Raw genomic sequence first — 19,646 nt, 5'->3', positions numbered from 1 at the left:
TGAGTCAGCCTTTATGCTTTTGCAATTTTTATAGCACATACTTTATATTCTGGTGCTTTTGCAAATTTATCAAGAGCTGCATTTGTTAACCAGTTAGCATTTCCATCTGGGAAGTGGAATGGCATCCAAGTTTCGCCTGGAGATACTTTAGTTCCAACGACAGCTGTAGTTTGTATTTCACCACGTCTTGATGCTACTTTTACTTTGTCACCATCTTTAATTCCTAGAGCATCGGCATCTTTTATATTCATTTCTATAAATGATTTACCCGCTATTTCCATTAATTCTGGAGTTCTACCAGTCATCGCTCTAGTAGTATAGTGATATAATATACGACCAGTCATAAGAATATATGGGTACTCATCATCTGGCAATTCAGCAGATGGAACATATTCAGCTGGGTAGAAATATCCTAATCCTCTTGCAAATTTACCTACATGTAGTATAGGTGTTCCTGGATGATCTTTGCTTGGACATGGCCATTGTAAACTTCCAACTTCATCAAGTCTCTTATGGCTTATACCAGCAAAACTTGGAGTTAATGAAGCTACTTCATCCATTATTTCTGCAGAAGTTAAATGAGGTTGAGGATATCCCATTCTATTTAATAAATCGATAAATATATCAGTATCTAATCTCATTTCACCTTCTAGTTCTACAGCTTTACGTACTCTTTGGACACGTCTTTCTGTATTTGAGAATGTTCCCTCTTTTTCAGCATAACTTACACCTGGTAATATAACATCAGCATATTGTGCTGTTTCAGTCATAAACAATTCGCTCATTACTAAGAAATCTAAACTTTCTAACGCTTTAATAATATGATTTGTATCTGCATCAGTTACGACTGGATCTTCACCAAAGATATATAAACCTTTTATATCACCTTTTATAGCAGCTGGAAATACTTCTGTTGCTTTTATTCCTGGGTTTGGATTTAATTTAATGCCCCATGCTTTTTCAAATTTAGCTAGTACTTCTGGATTATTAACTTTTTGATATCCAGGGAAATCAGTAGGCATAGCACCCATATCACAAGCACCTTGTACGTTGTTTTGACCACGTATTGGGTTAACACCACAACCTTTTCTACCTAATTTTCCAACTAACATAGCCATATTTGACATTGACATAACACCCTCTGTACCAGTTGAATGTTCTGTAACACCTAAACAGTACATAATTGGTGCTTTGTCAGCTTTAGCATACATTATTGCAGCTTTTCTTAAATCATCAGGATCTATATTGCATATTTCAGCTACTCTCTCTGGAGTATAATCCTTAACTATTTCTTTTAGCTCTTCGTAACCTTCAGTACGAGAATTTATAAAATCTGAATCTTGAAGTCCTTCTTCTATGATTACATGCATTATACCATTAGCAAATGCAACGTTTGTTCCAGGTTTTAATTTTATATGCACATCAGCTTTTTTAGCCAAATCTATATCACGAGGGTCAACTACTATAAGTTTACATCCTCTTTGAACAGCTTGACGTATTTGCATACCTATAACTGGATGTGCTTCTTCTGGATTTGATCCAACTAACATAATTAAATCTGATTCTCCTGTTGTATCTGCTATTGTATTAGTCATGGCTCCTGAGCCTAGTGTCATCGCAAGACCTGCGACAGATGGAGAATGTCAGACACGAGCACAGTTGTCTACGTTGTTGTTACCAAATCCACAACGAACTAGCTTTTGCATCATATAAATATCTTCATTTGTTGAACGAGAACATGCAAAACCAGCCAACGCATCTATTCCATAATTTTTCTTTATATCTAAGAATTTTGTTGCTACTAAGTCTAATGCTTCATCCCAAGTAGCTCTTTCAAATTCTCCTGTTTCTTTATTTTTAATTAAAGGATATTTTATTCTATCTCCTGAGTGAACAAAATCAAAACTTGCTGAACGACCTTTTACACATAATAAACCTTTATTTGATGCACCATTTGCACCTTCAACATCTACTATTCTATTATCTTTAACTAATAGATAATATTGACATCCTGTTGCACAGTGTGGACAAGTTGTTAATACTTTTTTATCTATTTGATATTTACGATAATTTTTTCTTCTCTTCATAGTAAGAGCGCCTGTTGGGCAAGCTTGAACGCAGTTACCACATGATTCACAATTAGTATCTGCCCAATCTATATGGAATGGAGTTCCGATTGCTGAATCAAATCCTCTTTCCATAGTATCGATTGCCCCACGTCCTACTACTTTATGACAAGTGTTTACACATCTATGACATAAAATACAAAGGTTTGGATTATATGTGAAAAATTTATTAGAGTCGTCTATTGGTAATTCAGTTTGTTCACCACTATAAGTAGTTCTTTCTATTCCATATTCAAAACATAATTCTTGAAGTTTACAATCTCCATTTGATGGACAAGAGAAACAGTCAGTTTTATGATTTGAAAGTAACATATCAAGAATATTCCTTCTTGCATTTCTTACTTTTTCACTGTTTGTAGTTACAACAAGTCCCTCAGAAACTTGTGCAGTACAAGCAGTTTCCATTTTTGTTCTACCCCTGCTTTCTATTTCTACCATACACATTCTACAAGAACCATCTGGTAATAAATCTTTTATATAGCAAAGCGTAGGTATTTTAATTCCAACGCTTTCAGCTGCATGTAATACACTTGTACCTTTCTCAGCTTCAACTTGGATTCCATCTATAGTTAACTTAACCATATTATTTCCTCCTTTAATTTTAAATTTATGTCTAATTCTTAATTGATAAATTTCGATTAAATTGATTCATCATATTATTCTCTATTAAATTAATGTTTTTTCATATTATTTTTATTTAGCGATTTTTAATTTTTATATTTTTTAATGTTATTTTTAATTTTTATATCTAATTTTTTTGTATCTTATTTTTATGCAATTTTATATTCAATCTTTTTATTCAGTATATATAGCGTCGAATTTACAACCTTCCATACAAGCTCCACATTTAATACATTTAGTTGTATCGATAACATGAGGTGCTTTCTTTTCACCAGTGATTGCACCAACTGGACAGTTTCTAGCACATTTAGTACAACCTTTACATTTATCTGGATCAATTTTGAAAGTTTTTAATGCAGAACATACATGAGCTCTACATTTACCATCAACTATATGTTCTTCATATTCGTGTCTAAATAATTCTAATGTACTTATAACTGGAAGTGGAGCACTCTTACCAAGACCACATAATGACATAGTTCTTACTGTTTTTGCAGTTTCTTCTAGTTTATCTAGGTCTTCTAATGTACCTTTACCTTCAGTTATTTTATCTAACATTTCAAGCATTCTCTTAGTTCCTATACGACATGGAGTACATTTACCACATGATTCTCTTTGTGTGAAACTCATGAAGAAACGAGCAACGTCAACCATACAACTATTTTCGTCCATTACTACAAGTCCACCAGAACCCATTATGGCATTCAGTTTTTTAACTGAGTCAAAGTCTAATGGTAAGTCTAAGTGTTTTTCAACTAAACATCCACCTGATGGTCCACCTATTTGGACAGCTTTGAATGGAACATTATCTTTAACACCGCCACCAATATCGTAAACTATTTCTCTTAGTGTAGTTCCCATTGGAACTTCTATTAATCCTGTATTATTAACACTACCTGTTAATGCAAACGCTTTTGTACCAGGACTGCCTTCTGTACCAAAACCTCTGTACCAATCAGAACCGTTTGTTATTATCATTGGAACGTTTGCATATGTTTCAACGTTGTTTAATACTGTTGGTCTTTCAAATAGACCTTTTTCAGCAGAACGAGGTGGTTTAACCCTTGGCATACCACGATTACCTTCTATAGAAGCTGTTAATGCACTACCTTCACCACAAACGAAAGCCCCTGCACCTCTATTTATGTGTAATCTGAAACTAAAATCAGTTCCTAATATATTATCTCCAAGTAGTCCACGTTCCTCAGCTTGAGCTATAGCTATTCTTAAACGTTCAACTGCTAATGGATATTCAGCACGGACATATATATATCCATTTTGAGCACCTACTAAGTAAGCACCTATCATCATACCTTCTATCATTTTGTGAGGGTCACCTTCCATGATACTTCTGTCCATGAATGCTCCTGGGTCACCTTCATCACCATTACATACTACATATCTCTCGGTTACTGGTTGTTTTGCAACCTCTGCCCATTTCTTACCTGTTGGGAAACCAGCACCCCCACGACCTCTAAGTCCAGATTTTAGTATTTCTTCTAATCCTTCTTCTTTAGTCATGTCGAATAATACTTTTTCTAAACCTTTGTAACCGCCAATTGCTATATATTCTTCTATGTGCTCTGCATCTATATGACCGCAGTTTTTAAGAACTATACGAGTTTGTTTTTCATAGAAAGGTATAGATTCTTGGCTTACATAAGATTTGCCGTTTTGTTTATATACTAATCTATCGATTACATTTCTCTTTAGAATTGTTTCATTATAAATTTCTTCACAATCTTCAAGTTGGACTTTTACATAAAGTATATTTAAAGGTTCTATTCTCATTAATGGCCCCATTTCACAGAAACCATGACATCCACTTTTTTTAACTTCTGGATGTGAAACATGACCTTCAAATTTTACTTCTACATTTTCATTATCTCCAACAAGTTCTTTCATTTTTTCATATATAAATTGTGAACCACCTGATATGCAACCAGTCCCTGCACAAATTAATATACGTATAGGAGTTGCGTCAATTTTTGCTTTCGCTTCTTTACGAATAGCTTGTAATTGTTCTCTTGTTTCTATCCTCATTATTCGCACTCTCCTTCCTTCAATTCATCTATTATTTCTACAGCTTTATCTGGATTCATTTTTGGATGGACTTTATCATTGATAGTCATAACTGGTGCAAGACCACAAGCTCCTAAACATGATACTATTTCTATAGTAAATAACATGTCATCAGTAGTTTGTTTGCCTTTTCCTAAACCTAAATGTTTTTCCAATGCTTCTCTTACTGGCACTGATTTACGTACGTGACATGCTGTACCATCACATACTTTGATAACATATTTTCCTTTTGGATCAAAAGAAAAGTTTTCGTAAAAAGTTGCAACACTATATGCCTTTGCTAGTGGTATGCCTAATTTGTCTGCAATATAAGAAAGTAATTCTCCTGGCAAATAACGATACTCAGCTTGCACATCTTGCATAACTGGAATTAAAGAACTGGCTGTTGCACCATGAAGTTCGATAATCTCATCTGTCTTTTCATAATAAGACTGCTCTAGCATATTTTTCCCCTCCCTATTTGTTAGAATATAAAATGTCCCCTATCTATAAATGTCTATTTATGTACCTTATCATAATTACTCCTTTATATTAGGTAACTACTATTTGTACATACTCCTGTTTATATCTTAGTTTAAAAATCTAATAGTTTTCTACAACAAAAAAGAACTTTATATAAAAATTATTTATTATATAAAGTTCTTTTTTGTTTTGTTATTTACTTTTAATATCTATTTTAATTTCGAGTTTTTTTTATATTTTTTTGCACAATAATACAAATTTCTCTATTCTAAAGAAATTTTGTAGGTTAACTATATTTTTATGTATGGTTTGCCTATTTTTATCGATTATTTAATATATTTTGTATTTAATATACTAAAATCACCCCTTAGTAAACCATATTAAATATGTTTATTTGAGCCATTTCTTTTGACGCATTTATATCAATATTTTTAGTTATTTTTTTATCAATCTCTTGTGTATTTTTACTATATTTATATATTATAAACTTTTTTATATAATATCTGTTTGTATAACAACAAAACTATATTTTTTATATACATAAATATTTGTATTGTTTATTTTATATTGATATAATGTTAAATCTTTATAAATATAGATTTTGGAGTATGTATAAATTATCTATATTTTTTTCTAACTTATATATAATTTAATTATTAAATAAAAAAAGCTGCATCTTCTATTTGAAAACTAGAAAATACAGCTTTTTGTATAAATTCAAAATCTTAATCCTTATAAAATGACATAGTACGTCAATTTTATAAGTATAAAATTTTTATCTCTTATACAATCTTTTTATCTGTAATCACCTTTTCAAATACGGAAGGCTAGTCAGTTTCCCTTCTAACCCAGAAGTGTCTTTACACTTGGCTCAATATCATAGATTTTAGATCCTTAGATATTTTTGCTCGGAGAAAACATACTATTTATTTTTCTAATATTATAGTTAATTGTATCACACTTTAGTTTTCTTATCATTATTTTTTTAGAATTTTTTGTTATTGCCATTAATGAATTTCATAGAATTAATTTTATATAGTCAAGATCAATTATCATTATAAAATAATTATTAAAATATTATAATATTTCATTTGTAAAATTTTTAACTAATACAAGATATTGTATCCAATATCTACAAAAATACTTTATTTTTTAACAAAAAAAAGCCGTATTTTTAGCAATTTTATCCAATTATATATTATAATTATTATAGATTACAAATATATGTTATAAATACCATCCAGATTTAGTTATAACATTTATATCCTATATATCTTACTTTTATTTTCTTTTCAGAAAATTTTGTATATTCTATTCTGATATAAATTCATTAATTGATCGGATTGTTTTATAAAACTATTTTTTGATTTTATATTTTTTAAATACATAATGAAGTTATTACTATCACCATTATATAAATTTTATAAGTATAATTTCTATTAATGTATTTTGCACTCTATATAAAAATAAATAGTGCTACTTTTTAAGAAAATCTGCCTTATTTAAGTCTAAGGTTTCTTAATAAGATTTTCTTTTTTTATCGTTAGTTAATTATTCTAATTTAAGAAGTAACTTAAAACGAAAAGGGGGATTTGTATGTGCGATTTTGTTTCACAAAACCAAAAATTATTTGATGAATTAGATAACCTTATTGATTCATTAGAATTAGCGGATGAAAGTGCTTTAATATTTGTACTTAAAGAAGCTCAAGGAATCTTCGGTTATCTACCAAAAGAAGTTCAACTTCATATAGCTGATAAGTTAGGCGTTGCTCCTTCTAAAGTATATGGTGTTGTAAGTTTCTATTCTTACTTCTCTACTAATCCAATCGGAGAATACAAAATTAGTGTCTGTCTTGGTACAGTTTGCTTCGTTAAAGGCTCAGACAAGGTAATGGCTGAATTCGAAAAACAATTAGGAATCAAAGCTGGAGAAACAACAGAGGACCTTAAATTTACACTTGAAGGTTTAAGATGTGTTGGTGCTTGCGGACTAGCTCCTGTTGTAGTTGTAAATGGAAAAGTTTATGGTCAATCAACTCCAGATGATGTTTCCAAAATATTAGACAACTATAGAAATTTAGAATTAAGCTGTTAGGAGGTAAATATTGATGAAAAAATTAAATTCAATAGCTGAGTTAAAAGCTGCTGTTAAAGAATTCAAACCTGTTCTTGATTTAAGAGAAAATCATACAGATGCTATACCTGATAAAAGAGATATCTTAGTCTGTGGAGGTACTGGATGTACATCTTCAGACAGTTTACAAATAATCGAAAATTTAAAAGAAGAAATTGAAAAAGCTGGTTTATCAGACCATGCTATGGTTCATTTAACAGGATGCTTTGGATTCTGTGCTATGGGACCAATCGTTAAGGTTTATCCTGATAACGTATTCTACGTTCATGTTAAACCAGAAGATGCTAATGAAATAGTTCAAAGTCATATCGCCAATAACCAAGTTGTAGAAAGATTATTATTCGAAGAACCTGCTCTAAATCACCAAAAAGTTCAAAAACATGAAGATATGGCATTCTATAAAAAACAATTACGTATTGCCTTAAGAAACTGTGGTCATATAAATCCAGAAGATATAACTGAATATATCGCAAATGATGGATACTTAGCTCTTGCTAAATGTCTAGAAGAAATGACTCCACAAGAAGTTATCGAAGAAATGAAAAAATCTGGCTTAAGAGGTCGTGGTGGTGCTGGTTTCCCAACAGGTGTTAAATGGGAATCTGCTTCTAAAAACCCTGCTGTAAACGGTAAAAAATTCATTGTATGTAATGCTGATGAAGGTGACCCAGGTGCATTCATGGATAGATCACTTCTAGAAGGTGACCCAAATAGTGTTCTTGAAGCTATGGCAATAGCTGGTTATGCTGTTGGTGCTTCTCAAGGATATATCTACATAAGAGCTGAATACCCTCTTGCAATAGATAGATTAAAAATAGCTATAGCACAAGCTGAAGAAGCTGGTGTTTTAGGTGACAATATATTAGGAACTGGATTTAACTTCAAAATAGAATTAAAATATGGTGCTGGTGCATTCGTTTGTGGTGAAGGTACTGCATTAATTAACTCTATCGAAGGTAAACGTGGCGAACCAAGAATGAAGACTTTCTCTTCTTCTAAACATGGTTTATGGCAAGCTCCTACTTCAGTTAATAACGTTGAAACATTTGGTAATGTTCCAGCTATAATCAATAATGGTGCTGATTGGTTTGCTTCTTATGGTACTGAAGATTCTAAAGGTACTAAAGTTTTCGCCCTAGGTGGAAAAGTAAACAATGTAGGACTTGTTGAAGTACCTATGGGAACAACTTTAAGAGAAATAGTTTATGAAATAGGCGGAGGTATACCTAACGGAAAAGAATTCAAAGCTGTTCAAACTGGTGGTCCATCTGGTGGATGTATATCATCTAGAGACTTAGATACTCCAATAGATTTTAAATCTTTAGCATCTATAGGCTCTATGATGGGTTCTGGTGGTATGCTTGTTCTTGATGAAACTGACTGTATGGTTGATATCTCTAAATTCTTCCTTGAATTCACAGTTGATGAATCTTGTGGTAAATGTACTCCATGTCGTATAGGTAATAAGAGATTACTTGAAATGTTAACTAAGATATGTGATGGTAAAGGTACAGAAGAAGACTTAGTTGATTTAAAAGATTTAGCTTTAACTATAAAGAATACTTCTTTATGTGGTCTTGGTAAATGTGCCCCTAACCCTGTTCTTAGTACATTAGATTGCTTCTATGATGAATATTTAGCTCATGTCAAAGACAAAAAATGTCCTGCTGCTAAATGTCAATCTATGTTAAATTACTTCATCAATGATAATTGTATCGGTTGTGGATTATGTAAGAAAAACTGTCCTGCTGATGCTATCACTGGTGAAAAGAAAGAAAAACATGTTATCGATACAACTAAGTGCTTAAAATGTGGTGCTTGTATGGAAAAATGTAAGAAACATGCAATCGAAAAAAGATAGTACATTTATAATCAATTGTTAGACAATAATTTTTTAATTATTATTGAGGAGGGATTTACTAATGAGTTTAGTTAATTTAACTATAAATGGCAAAGCTGTTGCCGTACCATCTGGTACTAAAATACTTGAAGCTGCAAAGCAAGTAGGTATTAAAATACCTAGCTTATGCCAAATGAAAATAGATGAAATAGGTTTTACTAATGAATGTGCATCTTGCCGTGTATGTATGGTAAGTGCAGGAAGAAAACTAGTACCTGCTTGTGGTACTATGGTTAAAGAAGGAATGGTAGTTAACACTAACACTCCTGAAGCTTTAAAATATAGAAAAAATGTTGTTGAATTATTATTATCAGACCATCCACAAGATTGTTATACTTGTGCTAAAAGTGGTCAATGTGAATTACAAAATTTAGCTTCTGATATGGGTATAAGAAATATAAGATTTAAAGGTGAACAATCAACTTCACCTATAGATACTTCTTCTTATTCTATAGTAAAAGATAATGACAAATGTATATTATGTAGAAGATGTGAAACTATGTGTACAGAAGTTCAAACTGTTGGTGTTCTTTCTGGTGTAAATCGTGGTTTCAATACTGTAGTTGGTACTTTCTTCAATACTGACATGATGAATACAGAATGTACTTTCTGTGGACAATGTGTTAGTGTATGTCCAACTGGTGCTTTAATGGAAAAAGATAATACTAAAGAAGCTTGGGATGCATTAGCTCAAAAAGAAAAACCAGTTATGGTTCAAATTGCTCCAGCTGTTAGGGTTGGTATAAGTGAAGAATTTGGATTTGAACCTGGAGCTATATCTACTGGTAAAGTTGTTGCAGCTTTAAAAGCATTAGGATTTGATTATGTATTCGATACTAACTTTGCTGCTGACTTAACTATAATGGAAGAAGCTAATGAGTTTGTACAAAGATTAACTAAAGGTGGAGATTTACCAATAATGACTTCATGTTGTCCAGCTTGGGTTAACTTCTGTGAAACTCAATACCCAGATTTATTAAAATACTTATCAACTTGTAGATCACCACAAAGTATGTTCTCTCCAGTAGCTAGATATTATTTCGCTGACAAAATATTAGGTAAAAAACCTGATGAAGTTATAGTAATGTCTATAATGCCTTGTATAGCTAAAAAATATGAAGTTGCTAGAGAAGAATTAGGTAAAGATGGTATAATCGATACTGATTTATCATTAACAGTAAGAGAACTTGCAAGAATGATAAGAGAAGCTGGTATAGATTTAGCAACTATAGAAGATGCTGAATTTGATAGTCCTTTAGGATATTCAACTGGTGCTGCTGATATATTCGGTGTTACTGGTGGTGTTCTTGAAGCTGCTTTAAGAACTGCTTACACTGATGTAACTAAAGTTGAATTACCTGATGATGCTATAGAATTTAAATCTGTAAGAGGATTTGAAGGAATCAAAGAAGCAACAGTTAACGTTGGTGGAACTGACGTAAATGTAGTTGCAGCTTCATCTCTAGGATGCGCTAGAAAATTAATGGATGAATTAAGAGCTGATATAGCTGCTGGTAGAGCTCCTAAATACCACATCATAGAAATCATGGCTTGTCCTGGTGGATGTGTTGCTGGTGGAGGTCAACCATTCCATGGTGGAGATTACGAAAAAGTTAAAGCAAGAGGTGCTGGATTATATGCAATCGATGCTAATAAGCCTAAACGTAAATCTCATCAAAACCAAGATATTAAAAAATTATATGCTGAGTTCTTGGGAGAAAGAGGCGGACACAACGCTCATACTTATCTACATACGCATTATTTTGATAGAAGTAATCCATATGCAAAAGAAGATCCAAAAGAAGCTGCCTTAACTACTGAATAAATTAGTTAATAATAGCCTTAAAAGCCTATAATATATAGATTAGATTGTCCTGTCGTGTTTTTACTCGACAGGTCTTTCTTTTTTTTCATAAATATTTTATATACTTAATTTACTATAATTAGATTTACTATTATGAGCATAAATTTTTTAAATAAAATAGCCTTTCACATTATTTAATCAAAACATGCAAAAGGCTATTTTATTTATTTTATACTATTTTATTTTTGTATTGTTTGAGATAATTTCTTAGTAAATTCTATAGCTGCATCATATCCCATTATTTTTTGTCTATAGTTCATAGCTGCAACTTCTACTATCATAGCTGTATTTCTACCTGGTTTTACTGGAACAACTAATTTTTCTACTTCTTTTCCTAATATTGTTTCATATTCTTTATCAAGACCTAGTCTATCATAGTATTTTTCTTGGTCCCAACTTTCCAGTTCAAGAATTAAACTTATTTCTTTCATGTTTTTTATTGCACCAACGCCATATAAACTTCTTACATCGATTATTCCTATACCTCTTATCTCCATGTAATGTCTTAGTAATTCTGGCGCTTGTCCAATCAATCTATCATCATCTAATTTTATTATTTCTACTGCATCATCTGCAACTAATCTATGTCCTTTTTGTATAAGCTCAAGAGCAGTTTCAGACTTACCTATACTACTCTCTCCTTTTATAAGAACACCTATCCCATATACGTCTACAAGTACTCCATGTATTGTTATATGTGGTGCTAATCTATTATCAAGATAGTTAGATATTTTGTTTATAAATCTAGTAGTATTTCTTTCACTACTTATTAGTACACGTTCGTGTCTTTTGGCAGCTTCTAATATATCTTCATCAATTTCCAATCCTCTTGTAACGATTAATGCAGGTATATCATAAGAGAATAATTTATCTAGTATTTCTCTTCTCTTTTCTTTATCGATATTTTTAAAATAAGTATATTCCCCTTTACCTATTATCTGTATTCTATCAAATGCAAAATATTCAAAGTATCCTGCTAGTGCTAATCCTGTTCTATTTACATCTTGTGATTGAACGAAGAATTCTTTACCTTCTGGTCTATAAACAACATTTAGTTCTAAGTCCCTAACAAGATCTGATATTGCTATTTTGTCTTTTGATTCCATTCTTATTCCTCCGATTTAAAATAATTATAAATATTTTCTGCTGCTGTTTTATTTATACTCTCAACTTCTAATAATTCCTCAAATGTAGCAGCCTTTATACTATCAATACTTTTAAAATGGCTTAAAAGATTTTTCTTTCTTGTCTCCCCTATACCAGGTATATCATCTAGTACGGATTTTGTAAGTGATTTCTTTCTCAAACTTCTATGATAAGTTATAGCATAGTTATGAACTTCTTCTTGTATGCTAGCAACAAATCTGTATAAGTTTGTTGTTTTATCTAATACAATTTCTTGTGATTTATTTACTAATCCTTTTGTTCTATGTTTGTCATCTTTAAACATACCCCACAGAGGAATTTGTATATTATTTTCGTCTAGTACGTTTTGTACAGCGCTTACTTGACCTTTTCCTCCGTCTAGTAAAATTAAATTTGGTAAATTTCCATGTTTTATTCTTCTGCTTAAAATTTCTGCCATTGAGCCATAATCATCTGGACCTACTATGGTCTTTATTTTAAATCTTCTATATTCTTTTCTATCTTTTTTACCATTTGTAAAAACAACCATAGTACCAATTGAATCTACACCTTGAATATTAGATATATCGTATGCTTCAATTCTTTCTGGAACTGTTTCAAGGTTAAGTAACTCTGTTAATTGAGTTAGTGCACCAATACTTTTTTCATATTTTTGTTTATTTAAATGAGAAAATTTATTTAAATATTCCATAGCATTTTTTCTGACCATCATAGCCAATGCTTTCTTCTCACCTTTTTGAGGTAATGTAATACTTACTTTGTTTCCTTTTTTCTCACTTAACCACTGTTCTAATATCTCTCTATCTTCTATATCTTCATCTATAATTATTTCTTTTGGTATATACTCCTGTTCCATATAGAATTGTTTTACAAATGAGCCAAGCACAGAATTAGATTTACTTCCTTCTACACCTTCTAATATAAAGTGTTCTCTTCCTATTATTTTTCCATTTCTCATAAAGAATACTTGAACACATGCTTCTTCTTCTGTTCTTGCTAAAGCAATTACATCTTGATTTGCATCCATACTTGATGAATCTATTTTTTGTTTTTCTTTTATCTCTTCCAAATTCTTTATTTTATCTCTATAAGTGGCTGCCTCTTCAAAGTTAAAATTCATTGCACACTCATTCATTTTTTCTTTTAAGAGATTTATTAAAGTTTCTTCTTTTCCTGATAAAAATAATAATATTTCATCAATCATCTTGTTATATTCTTTTTGAGATACATGTCCTGTACAAGGTCCTATACATTTTTTAATATGATAATTCAAACATGGCCTTGCATTATTTTTAATAGCTTTTGGTATATCTATATTGCAATTTCTAATTGGATATATATTATGAATTATCTCTAGGGTATCGTTTACCGCACCCACATTTGTATATGGTCCAAAATATTTTGCATTATCTTTTAGTACTCTTCTAACCTTCATTACTCTTGGATAATCTTCATTAACAGTGACTTTTATATATGGATATGTTTTGTCATCTCTAAGCAAAACATTATATTTCGGTCTGTACTGTTTAATTAAGTTACATTCAAGTATTAACGCCTCTAACTCAGAATCAGTAATTATATACTCAAATGATGCAATATTTTCTACCATAGATCTCACTTTTGATGAGTGATTTTTAGATGATTGAAAATATTGTCTAACTCTATTCTTTAAAGAAATAGCTTTCCCGACATAAATTATTTTGTCGTTCTTATTTTTCATTAAATAAACGCCAGGTTCGTCTGGTAGTAATTTTAATTGTTCTTGAATATCAAACATTAAAAATCTCCTTTTTCCTCATAAACTTCTATCATTTTTTATTTTTTGTCTTTAATTACATATTAATTCCTATATAATCTTTTATTTTCTGACATTTATAATTTTTTAATGTATAAGAGCATTATAAATCATATTAATTTATAATGCTCTTATTTACTATTAAATCATACCATATTTTTTTGATGTTTTTCTATCATATTACAAAATTATTTATATTAATACATATTTATTCAAAGTATTTTTTTAAAAATTGTCCTGTATATGATTTTTCTACTTTTGATACTTCTTTTGGAGTTCCTGTTGCAACTATAGTTCCTCCATTATCTCCACCTTCTGGTCCTAAATCAATTATATAATCACAACACTTAATTACATCTAAGTTATGCTCTATTACTACTATAGAGTTGCCTGTATCAGCTAATCTTTGTAGAACATCTATTAATTTGTCTACATCAGCCATATGTAACCCTGTTGTCGGTTCGTCTAAAATATATAATGTTTTACCAGTAGGTCTTTTGCTTAATTCAGTTGCTAATTTAATTCTTTGTGCTTCACCACCTGATAATTGAGTAGATGGTTGACCTAATTTTATATATGAAAGACCTACATCCATTAATGTCTCTAATTTTCTTTTTATTGTAGGTATATTTTCAAAGAATTCTAGTGCCTCTTCAACATTCATATCTAATACATCAGCAATCGTCTTATCTTTGTATTTAACTTGTAGAGTCTCTCTATTATATCTTTCACCCTTACATACTTCACAAGGAACATATACGTCTGGTAGGAAGTGCATTTCTATTTTTATTATTCCATCACCTTTACATGCCTCACATCTTCCACCTTTTACATTAAAACTAAATCTTCCTTTTTTATATCCTCTTGCTTTAGCTTCGTTTGTCATTGCGAATAAATCTCTTATGTGGTCAAATATTCCTGTATAAGTTGCAGGATTTGACCTAGGAGTTCTTCCTATTGGACTTTGGTCAATATTTATTATCTTATCTATATTTTCTATACCTTTTATTTCTTTATGTTTTCCTGGTTTCATCCTAGATCTGTTTACTTTGTTGGCAACACTTTTATATAGTATTTCATTTATAAGTGTACTTTTTCCTGAGCCTGAAACACCAGTTATGCATACAAATTTACCTAATGGTATTTTTACATTTAGGTTTTTAAGGTTATTTTCACTTGCTTTTATTATTTCTATAAACTCTCCGTTTCCTTCTCTAACTGTTTCCGGTACATCTATAGTTCTCTTTCCACTTAAGTACATACCTGTTATAGAATTCGGGTTATTTATAATTTCATCAAATGTACCTTGAGCAACTATCTCACCACCATGAACTCCTGCCCCAGGCCCTATATCTACTATATAGTCCGCAGCTCTCATAGTATCCTCGTCGTGCTCAACAACAATCAACGTATTTCCTATTCTAGTTAAGTTCTGAAGTGAGGCTATTAATTTATCGTTGTCTCTTTGATGAAGACCTATACTAGGTTCGTCTAATACATAAAGAACACCTACTAAAGCAGAACCTATTTGTGTTGCAAGTCTTATACGTTGTGCTTCACCACCTGATAGTGTTCCCGCCTTTCTAGATAGATTTAAATATTCTAAACCTACATTGATTAAGAATGATGCCCTCTCGTGTATTTCTTTTAATATTTCCTGAGCAATAAATTGATTCTTTTCACTTAATTTTAAACTATCTATAAAATCTATTAATTCATTTATTGAAAGCTCTGTTACTTCAATTATATTTTTTTCTCCTACTTTAACTGATAGGACTTCCTTTTTTAGTCTATTACCTTTACATTTTGGACAAGGAGTCTCTGCCATAAATTCATCAATTTTATCCTTAGCATATTCAGAGGAAGTTTCATTATATCTTCTCTCTAAGTTTATTAAAACACCTTCAAAAGGAGCTTTATAGTGTTTTCTTCCTCCAAATTTAGAATCAAATTCAAATTCTACAATTGTGTTGTCTCTTCCGTAAAGTAACTCTTGTACAAAATCAGCTGGTAATTCTTTAAATGGTGTATCTAAAGATACTCCATATATATCAGCTAAACTTCTTACCATTTTGCTATAGTAAGTATCATTACTCTTACTTACAGAACCCCATGCTGCTATTGCGCCTTGGTTTATCGATAAATCTTTATTTGGTACAACTAAATCCGCATCAACGTTTCTACGTTCACCTAAACCATTACATTCATCACAAGCACCAAATGGAGCATTGAATGAGAACATTCTTGGAGATAATTCTTCAATTCCAACTCCATGGTCAGGACATGCGAATTTAGTTGAATACAGTATTTCTTCTCCATCTATAATTTGTGCAATAACTAATCCATCTGATAATTTTATTGCTGTTTCGATTGAGTCAGAAAGTCTTCCTTCAATTCCTGGCTTTACAACTATTCTATCTACAACTACTTCTATATTGTGTTTTTTATTTTTACTTAGTTCAATCTCATCTGTAACTTCGTAATTTTCTCCATTTACTCTAACTCTTACAAATCCTTCTTTTTTTAGCCCTTCTAGTGTCTTTTTATGCGTTCCTTTTTGACTCCTAACGATAGGAGACAGTATTTGTAATTTTGTTCTTTCTGGAAATTCTAATATTTTATCCACGATTTCTTGTACTGTCATCTGGCTTATTTTATTTCCACATACAGGACAATGTACATCTCCAACTCTAGCAAATAAAAGTCTTAGGTAATCATATATTTCTGTAACTGTACCTACTGTTGATCTAGGGTTTCTTGATGTTGTCTTTTGGTCTATCGAAATTGCTGGTGAAAGACCTTCTATGTACTCTACATTTGGTTTTTCCATTTGCCCTAAAAATTGTCTAGCGTATGATGAAAGACTTTCTACATATCGTCTTTGTCCTTCTGCATAAATTGTGTCAAACGCTAATGATGATTTTCCTGAGCCAGATAATCCTGTAAATACAACAAATTTATTTCTAGGGATTACTAAATTCACATCTTTTAAATTGTTTTCTTTAGCACCTCTTATTATTATTTTATCTTCCATTCTATGTTCCTTTCTTTTTATTTTGAATCTATCTCTTATAATTCTTTCTAATATAAAAATTTCTAATCGATTATTTGTAAAAATATATTTTGTATTAGTAATCTTATTTATATTTTTTATACTTTTTGCTCTAATTCTTTTATTTTATCTCTTAACTGAGCCGCTCTTTCAAATTGTAAATTAGTTGCTGCTTCCATCATTTCAGCTTGTAATTTAGCTATATTAGCCTTAATTTCTTCTTTATTATCAGTTTCACTTATTCCGTAAATTTCTTCTTCCTCAGCTAATTTAAGAGTTTCTATGCTATCTCTGATGTCTTTTTTAATTGTTTTAGGAATTATACCGTGTTCTTTATTATATTGTGACTGTATTTCTCTTCTTCTAGCTGTCTCTTCGATTGTAGCTGCCATTGAACGAGTAATCTTGTCTGCGTACATAATAACTCTACCTTCTGCATTTCTGGCAGCACGTCCAACTGTTTGTATTAACGATGTTTCTGAACGTAAGAAACCTTCTTTATCTGCATCTAAAATAGCTATTAATGATACTTCTGGTATATCTAATCCCTCTCTAAGTAAGTTTATACCTACTAATACATCAAACTTACCTAATCTTAAATCTCTTATTATTTCCGTTCTTTCTAAAGTAACGATATCTGAATGTAGGTATTTTACCTTAATTCCAATTTCTTTAAGATAATTTGTTAAATCCTCACTCATTTTTTTAGTTAAGGTAGTGATTAATACTCTCTCTCCATTTTCTATAACCTTGTTTATTTCTCCAACTAAATCGTCTATTTGATTTTCAATCGGTCTTACTTCTATAATTGGGTCAAGTAATCCTGTAGGTCTTATTATTTGTTGTGCAACTGTAGTTGAATGTTCAATTTCATAAGGACCTGGTGTCGCTGAAACAAATAATACTTGGTTTATATTTTCTTCAAACTCTTCAAAGTTTAAAGGTCTATTGTCGTATGCAGAAGGAAGTCTAAATCCATTGTCTATTAATGATTTTTTTCTAGAATGGTCTCCTGCATACATACCTCTAACTTGTGGTAGCGTAACGTGTGATTCATCTATTATCAACAAGAAATCATCTGGAAAGAAGTTCATAAGTGTATATGGCTTTTCTCCTGCTTTTCTGCCTGTAATATGTCTTGAATAGTTTTCTATACCTTGGCAGAATCCTATTTCTTTAAGCATTTCTATATCATATTTTGTTCTTTGTTCTATCCTTTGTGCTTCAAGCAACTGGTCATTATCTTTAAATTCTTGAACAACATCTGATAATTCTTTTTCTATTGCTTTTACTGCCTCTTCAATTCTTTCTGGAGTAGTAACGTAATGTGATGCTGGGAATATAGCAGTGTATTTTCTTGTTCCTACGATTTTTCCAGTAACATAATCAATTTCTGTTATTCTATCTATTTCATCGCCGAAGAATTCTACTCTAATAGCTCTTTCATCATTACTTACAGGGAAAATCTCGACAACATCTCCCCTTACTCTAAATGTTCCTCTTACAAAATTTATATCGTTTCTTTCGTATTGTATATCTATTAATTTTTTAATTATTTCATCTCTTTCAACTTCCATACCTACCCTTAGAGATAACATCAAATCTTTATAATCCTTTGGATCCCCTATACCATATATGCATGATACAGAAGATACGATTATAGTGTCTTTTCTCTCTAAAATTGATGCTGTAGCAGAGTGGCGCAATTTGTCTATTTCATCATTTATGCTAGCATCTTTTTCTATGTATGTATCGCTGTGGGCAACGTATGCCTCTGGTTGATAATAATCATAATAACTTACAAAATACTCAACTGCATTATCAGGGAAGAATTCTTTAAATTCACTATAAAGCTGTGCAGCCAATGTTTTATTGTGTGCTAATATAAGAGTAGGCTTTTTAACCTCTTGTATTATATTTGCCATTGTAAATGTCTTACCTGAACCTGTAACCCCTAATAAAGTCGAAAATTTTTCATCATGATTTATGGCATTTACTATTTCTCTAATAGCCTCAGGTTGGTCACCTGTAGGTTTAAAGTCAGATTTTATTTTAAAATCCATAATATCACCTAACCTTTCCCGAACATTAGTTCTATTTCCATTATACCATAATATATATTAGTATATCCGTACTTTTGAATATTAACTAAAAATATTTTACCCATAATTATATTCTTTAAGTACATATGGAGTAAATTTTCTATATAACTATCTATAAATCTATATTAGCTATCTATAAATATGTAATAATTTATAAATATCTAATCTAATAAAAATTTAAATTTCTATTTTTTATTATACAAAAAAATCCACCTAAATTTTTAACTATGTAAAAACTTAGGTGGATTTAATATTGTTATGTTTACTTTTTAAAATTAAAAAGATTACGTGGCTACGTCTTACTCTCCCAGGCGGTTGCCCACCAAGTACCATCAGCGCTCAGGAGCTTAACTTCTGTGT

General features: G+C 31.0%; 10 protein-coding genes and 1 riboswitch. Of the genes, 3 read left to right on the top strand and 7 right to left on the bottom strand.

Annotation, left to right across the window (positions count from 1 at the left end):
• Positions 1–11 precede the first annotated feature (11 nt).
• The 3 genes from fdhF to ABCM86_RS12200 form a co-directional block, all read right to left on the bottom strand.
• Positions 12–2,708, bottom strand: coding sequence for a formate dehydrogenase subunit alpha (gene fdhF, locus ABCM86_RS12210; protein ID WP_343004077.1), 2,697 nt, complete (start codon positions 2,706–2,708; stop codon positions 12–14).
• A 213-nt stretch (positions 2,709–2,921) separates the two neighbouring features.
• Positions 2,922–4,790 (bottom strand): NADH-quinone oxidoreductase subunit NuoF, encoded by a 1,869-nt coding sequence (locus tag ABCM86_RS12205; protein WP_195931842.1) that lies wholly within the window; start codon positions 4,788–4,790, stop codon positions 2,922–2,924.
• Complete coding sequence (locus tag ABCM86_RS12200; RefSeq protein ID WP_195931843.1) at positions 4,790–5,272, bottom strand: NAD(P)H-dependent oxidoreductase subunit E; 483 nt, start codon at positions 5,270–5,272, stop codon at positions 4,790–4,792. The genes ABCM86_RS12205 and ABCM86_RS12200 overlap by 1 nt, the downstream gene beginning before the upstream one ends.
• A gap of 809 nt (positions 5,273–6,081) precedes the next feature.
• A riboswitch (molybdenum cofactor riboswitch) is annotated at positions 6,082–6,217 on the bottom strand.
• 670 nt (positions 6,218–6,887) lie between these two features.
• Between ABCM86_RS12200 and ABCM86_RS12195 the strand changes: the two genes are divergently transcribed.
• From ABCM86_RS12195 to ABCM86_RS12185, 3 genes are all read left to right on the top strand, one after another.
• Positions 6,888–7,388: an NAD(P)H-dependent oxidoreductase subunit E gene (locus ABCM86_RS12195; RefSeq protein ID WP_343004076.1), complete on the top strand. Its 501-nt coding sequence runs from the start codon at positions 6,888–6,890 to the stop codon at positions 7,386–7,388.
• 13 nt (positions 7,389–7,401) lie between these two features.
• The gene (locus tag ABCM86_RS12190) at positions 7,402–9,288 is read left to right on the top strand and encodes an NADH-quinone oxidoreductase subunit NuoF (protein WP_195930884.1); all 1,887 of its coding nucleotides are present in this window, start codon (positions 7,402–7,404) and stop codon (positions 9,286–9,288) included.
• A gap of 61 nt (positions 9,289–9,349) precedes the next feature.
• Positions 9,350–11,152, top strand: a complete 1,803-nt coding sequence (locus tag ABCM86_RS12185) for an NADH-dependent [FeFe] hydrogenase, group A6 (RefSeq protein WP_195930885.1) — start codon at positions 9,350–9,352, stop codon at positions 11,150–11,152.
• 218 nt (positions 11,153–11,370) lie between these two features.
• Here the strand turns inward: ABCM86_RS12185 and hprK are convergent, their stop codons facing one another.
• The 4 genes from hprK to uvrB all read right to left on the bottom strand — a co-directional run bounded on the left by hprK (position 11,371) and on the right by uvrB (position 19,250).
• Positions 11,371–12,297: an HPr(Ser) kinase/phosphatase gene (gene hprK, locus ABCM86_RS12180; RefSeq protein WP_195930886.1), complete on the bottom strand. Its 927-nt coding sequence runs from the start codon at positions 12,295–12,297 to the stop codon at positions 11,371–11,373.
• Between the two features lie 2 nt (positions 12,298–12,299).
• On the bottom strand, positions 12,300–14,114 hold the full coding sequence (gene uvrC, locus ABCM86_RS12175) for an excinuclease ABC subunit UvrC (RefSeq protein WP_295573569.1): 1,815 nt from the start codon (positions 14,112–14,114) through the stop codon (positions 12,300–12,302).
• A gap of 226 nt (positions 14,115–14,340) precedes the next feature.
• Positions 14,341–17,166, bottom strand: coding sequence for an excinuclease ABC subunit UvrA (gene uvrA / locus ABCM86_RS12170; RefSeq protein WP_343004075.1), 2,826 nt, complete (start codon positions 17,164–17,166; stop codon positions 14,341–14,343).
• Positions 17,167–17,282: 116 nt separating this feature from the next.
• Positions 17,283–19,250: an excinuclease ABC subunit UvrB gene (gene uvrB, locus ABCM86_RS12165; protein WP_343004087.1), complete on the bottom strand. Its 1,968-nt coding sequence runs from the start codon at positions 19,248–19,250 to the stop codon at positions 17,283–17,285.
• Positions 19,251–19,646: the final 396 nt, after the last annotated feature.

The organism is Clostridium sp. 2218st1_F5_2218SCRN_220325, assembly GCF_039062665.1.
Classification (GTDB): Bacteria; Bacillota; Clostridia; order Peptostreptococcales; family Peptostreptococcaceae; genus Intestinibacter.
Note: the sequence above shows the minus strand (reverse complement) of the source record. Positions and strands in the feature narration are given on the sequence as shown.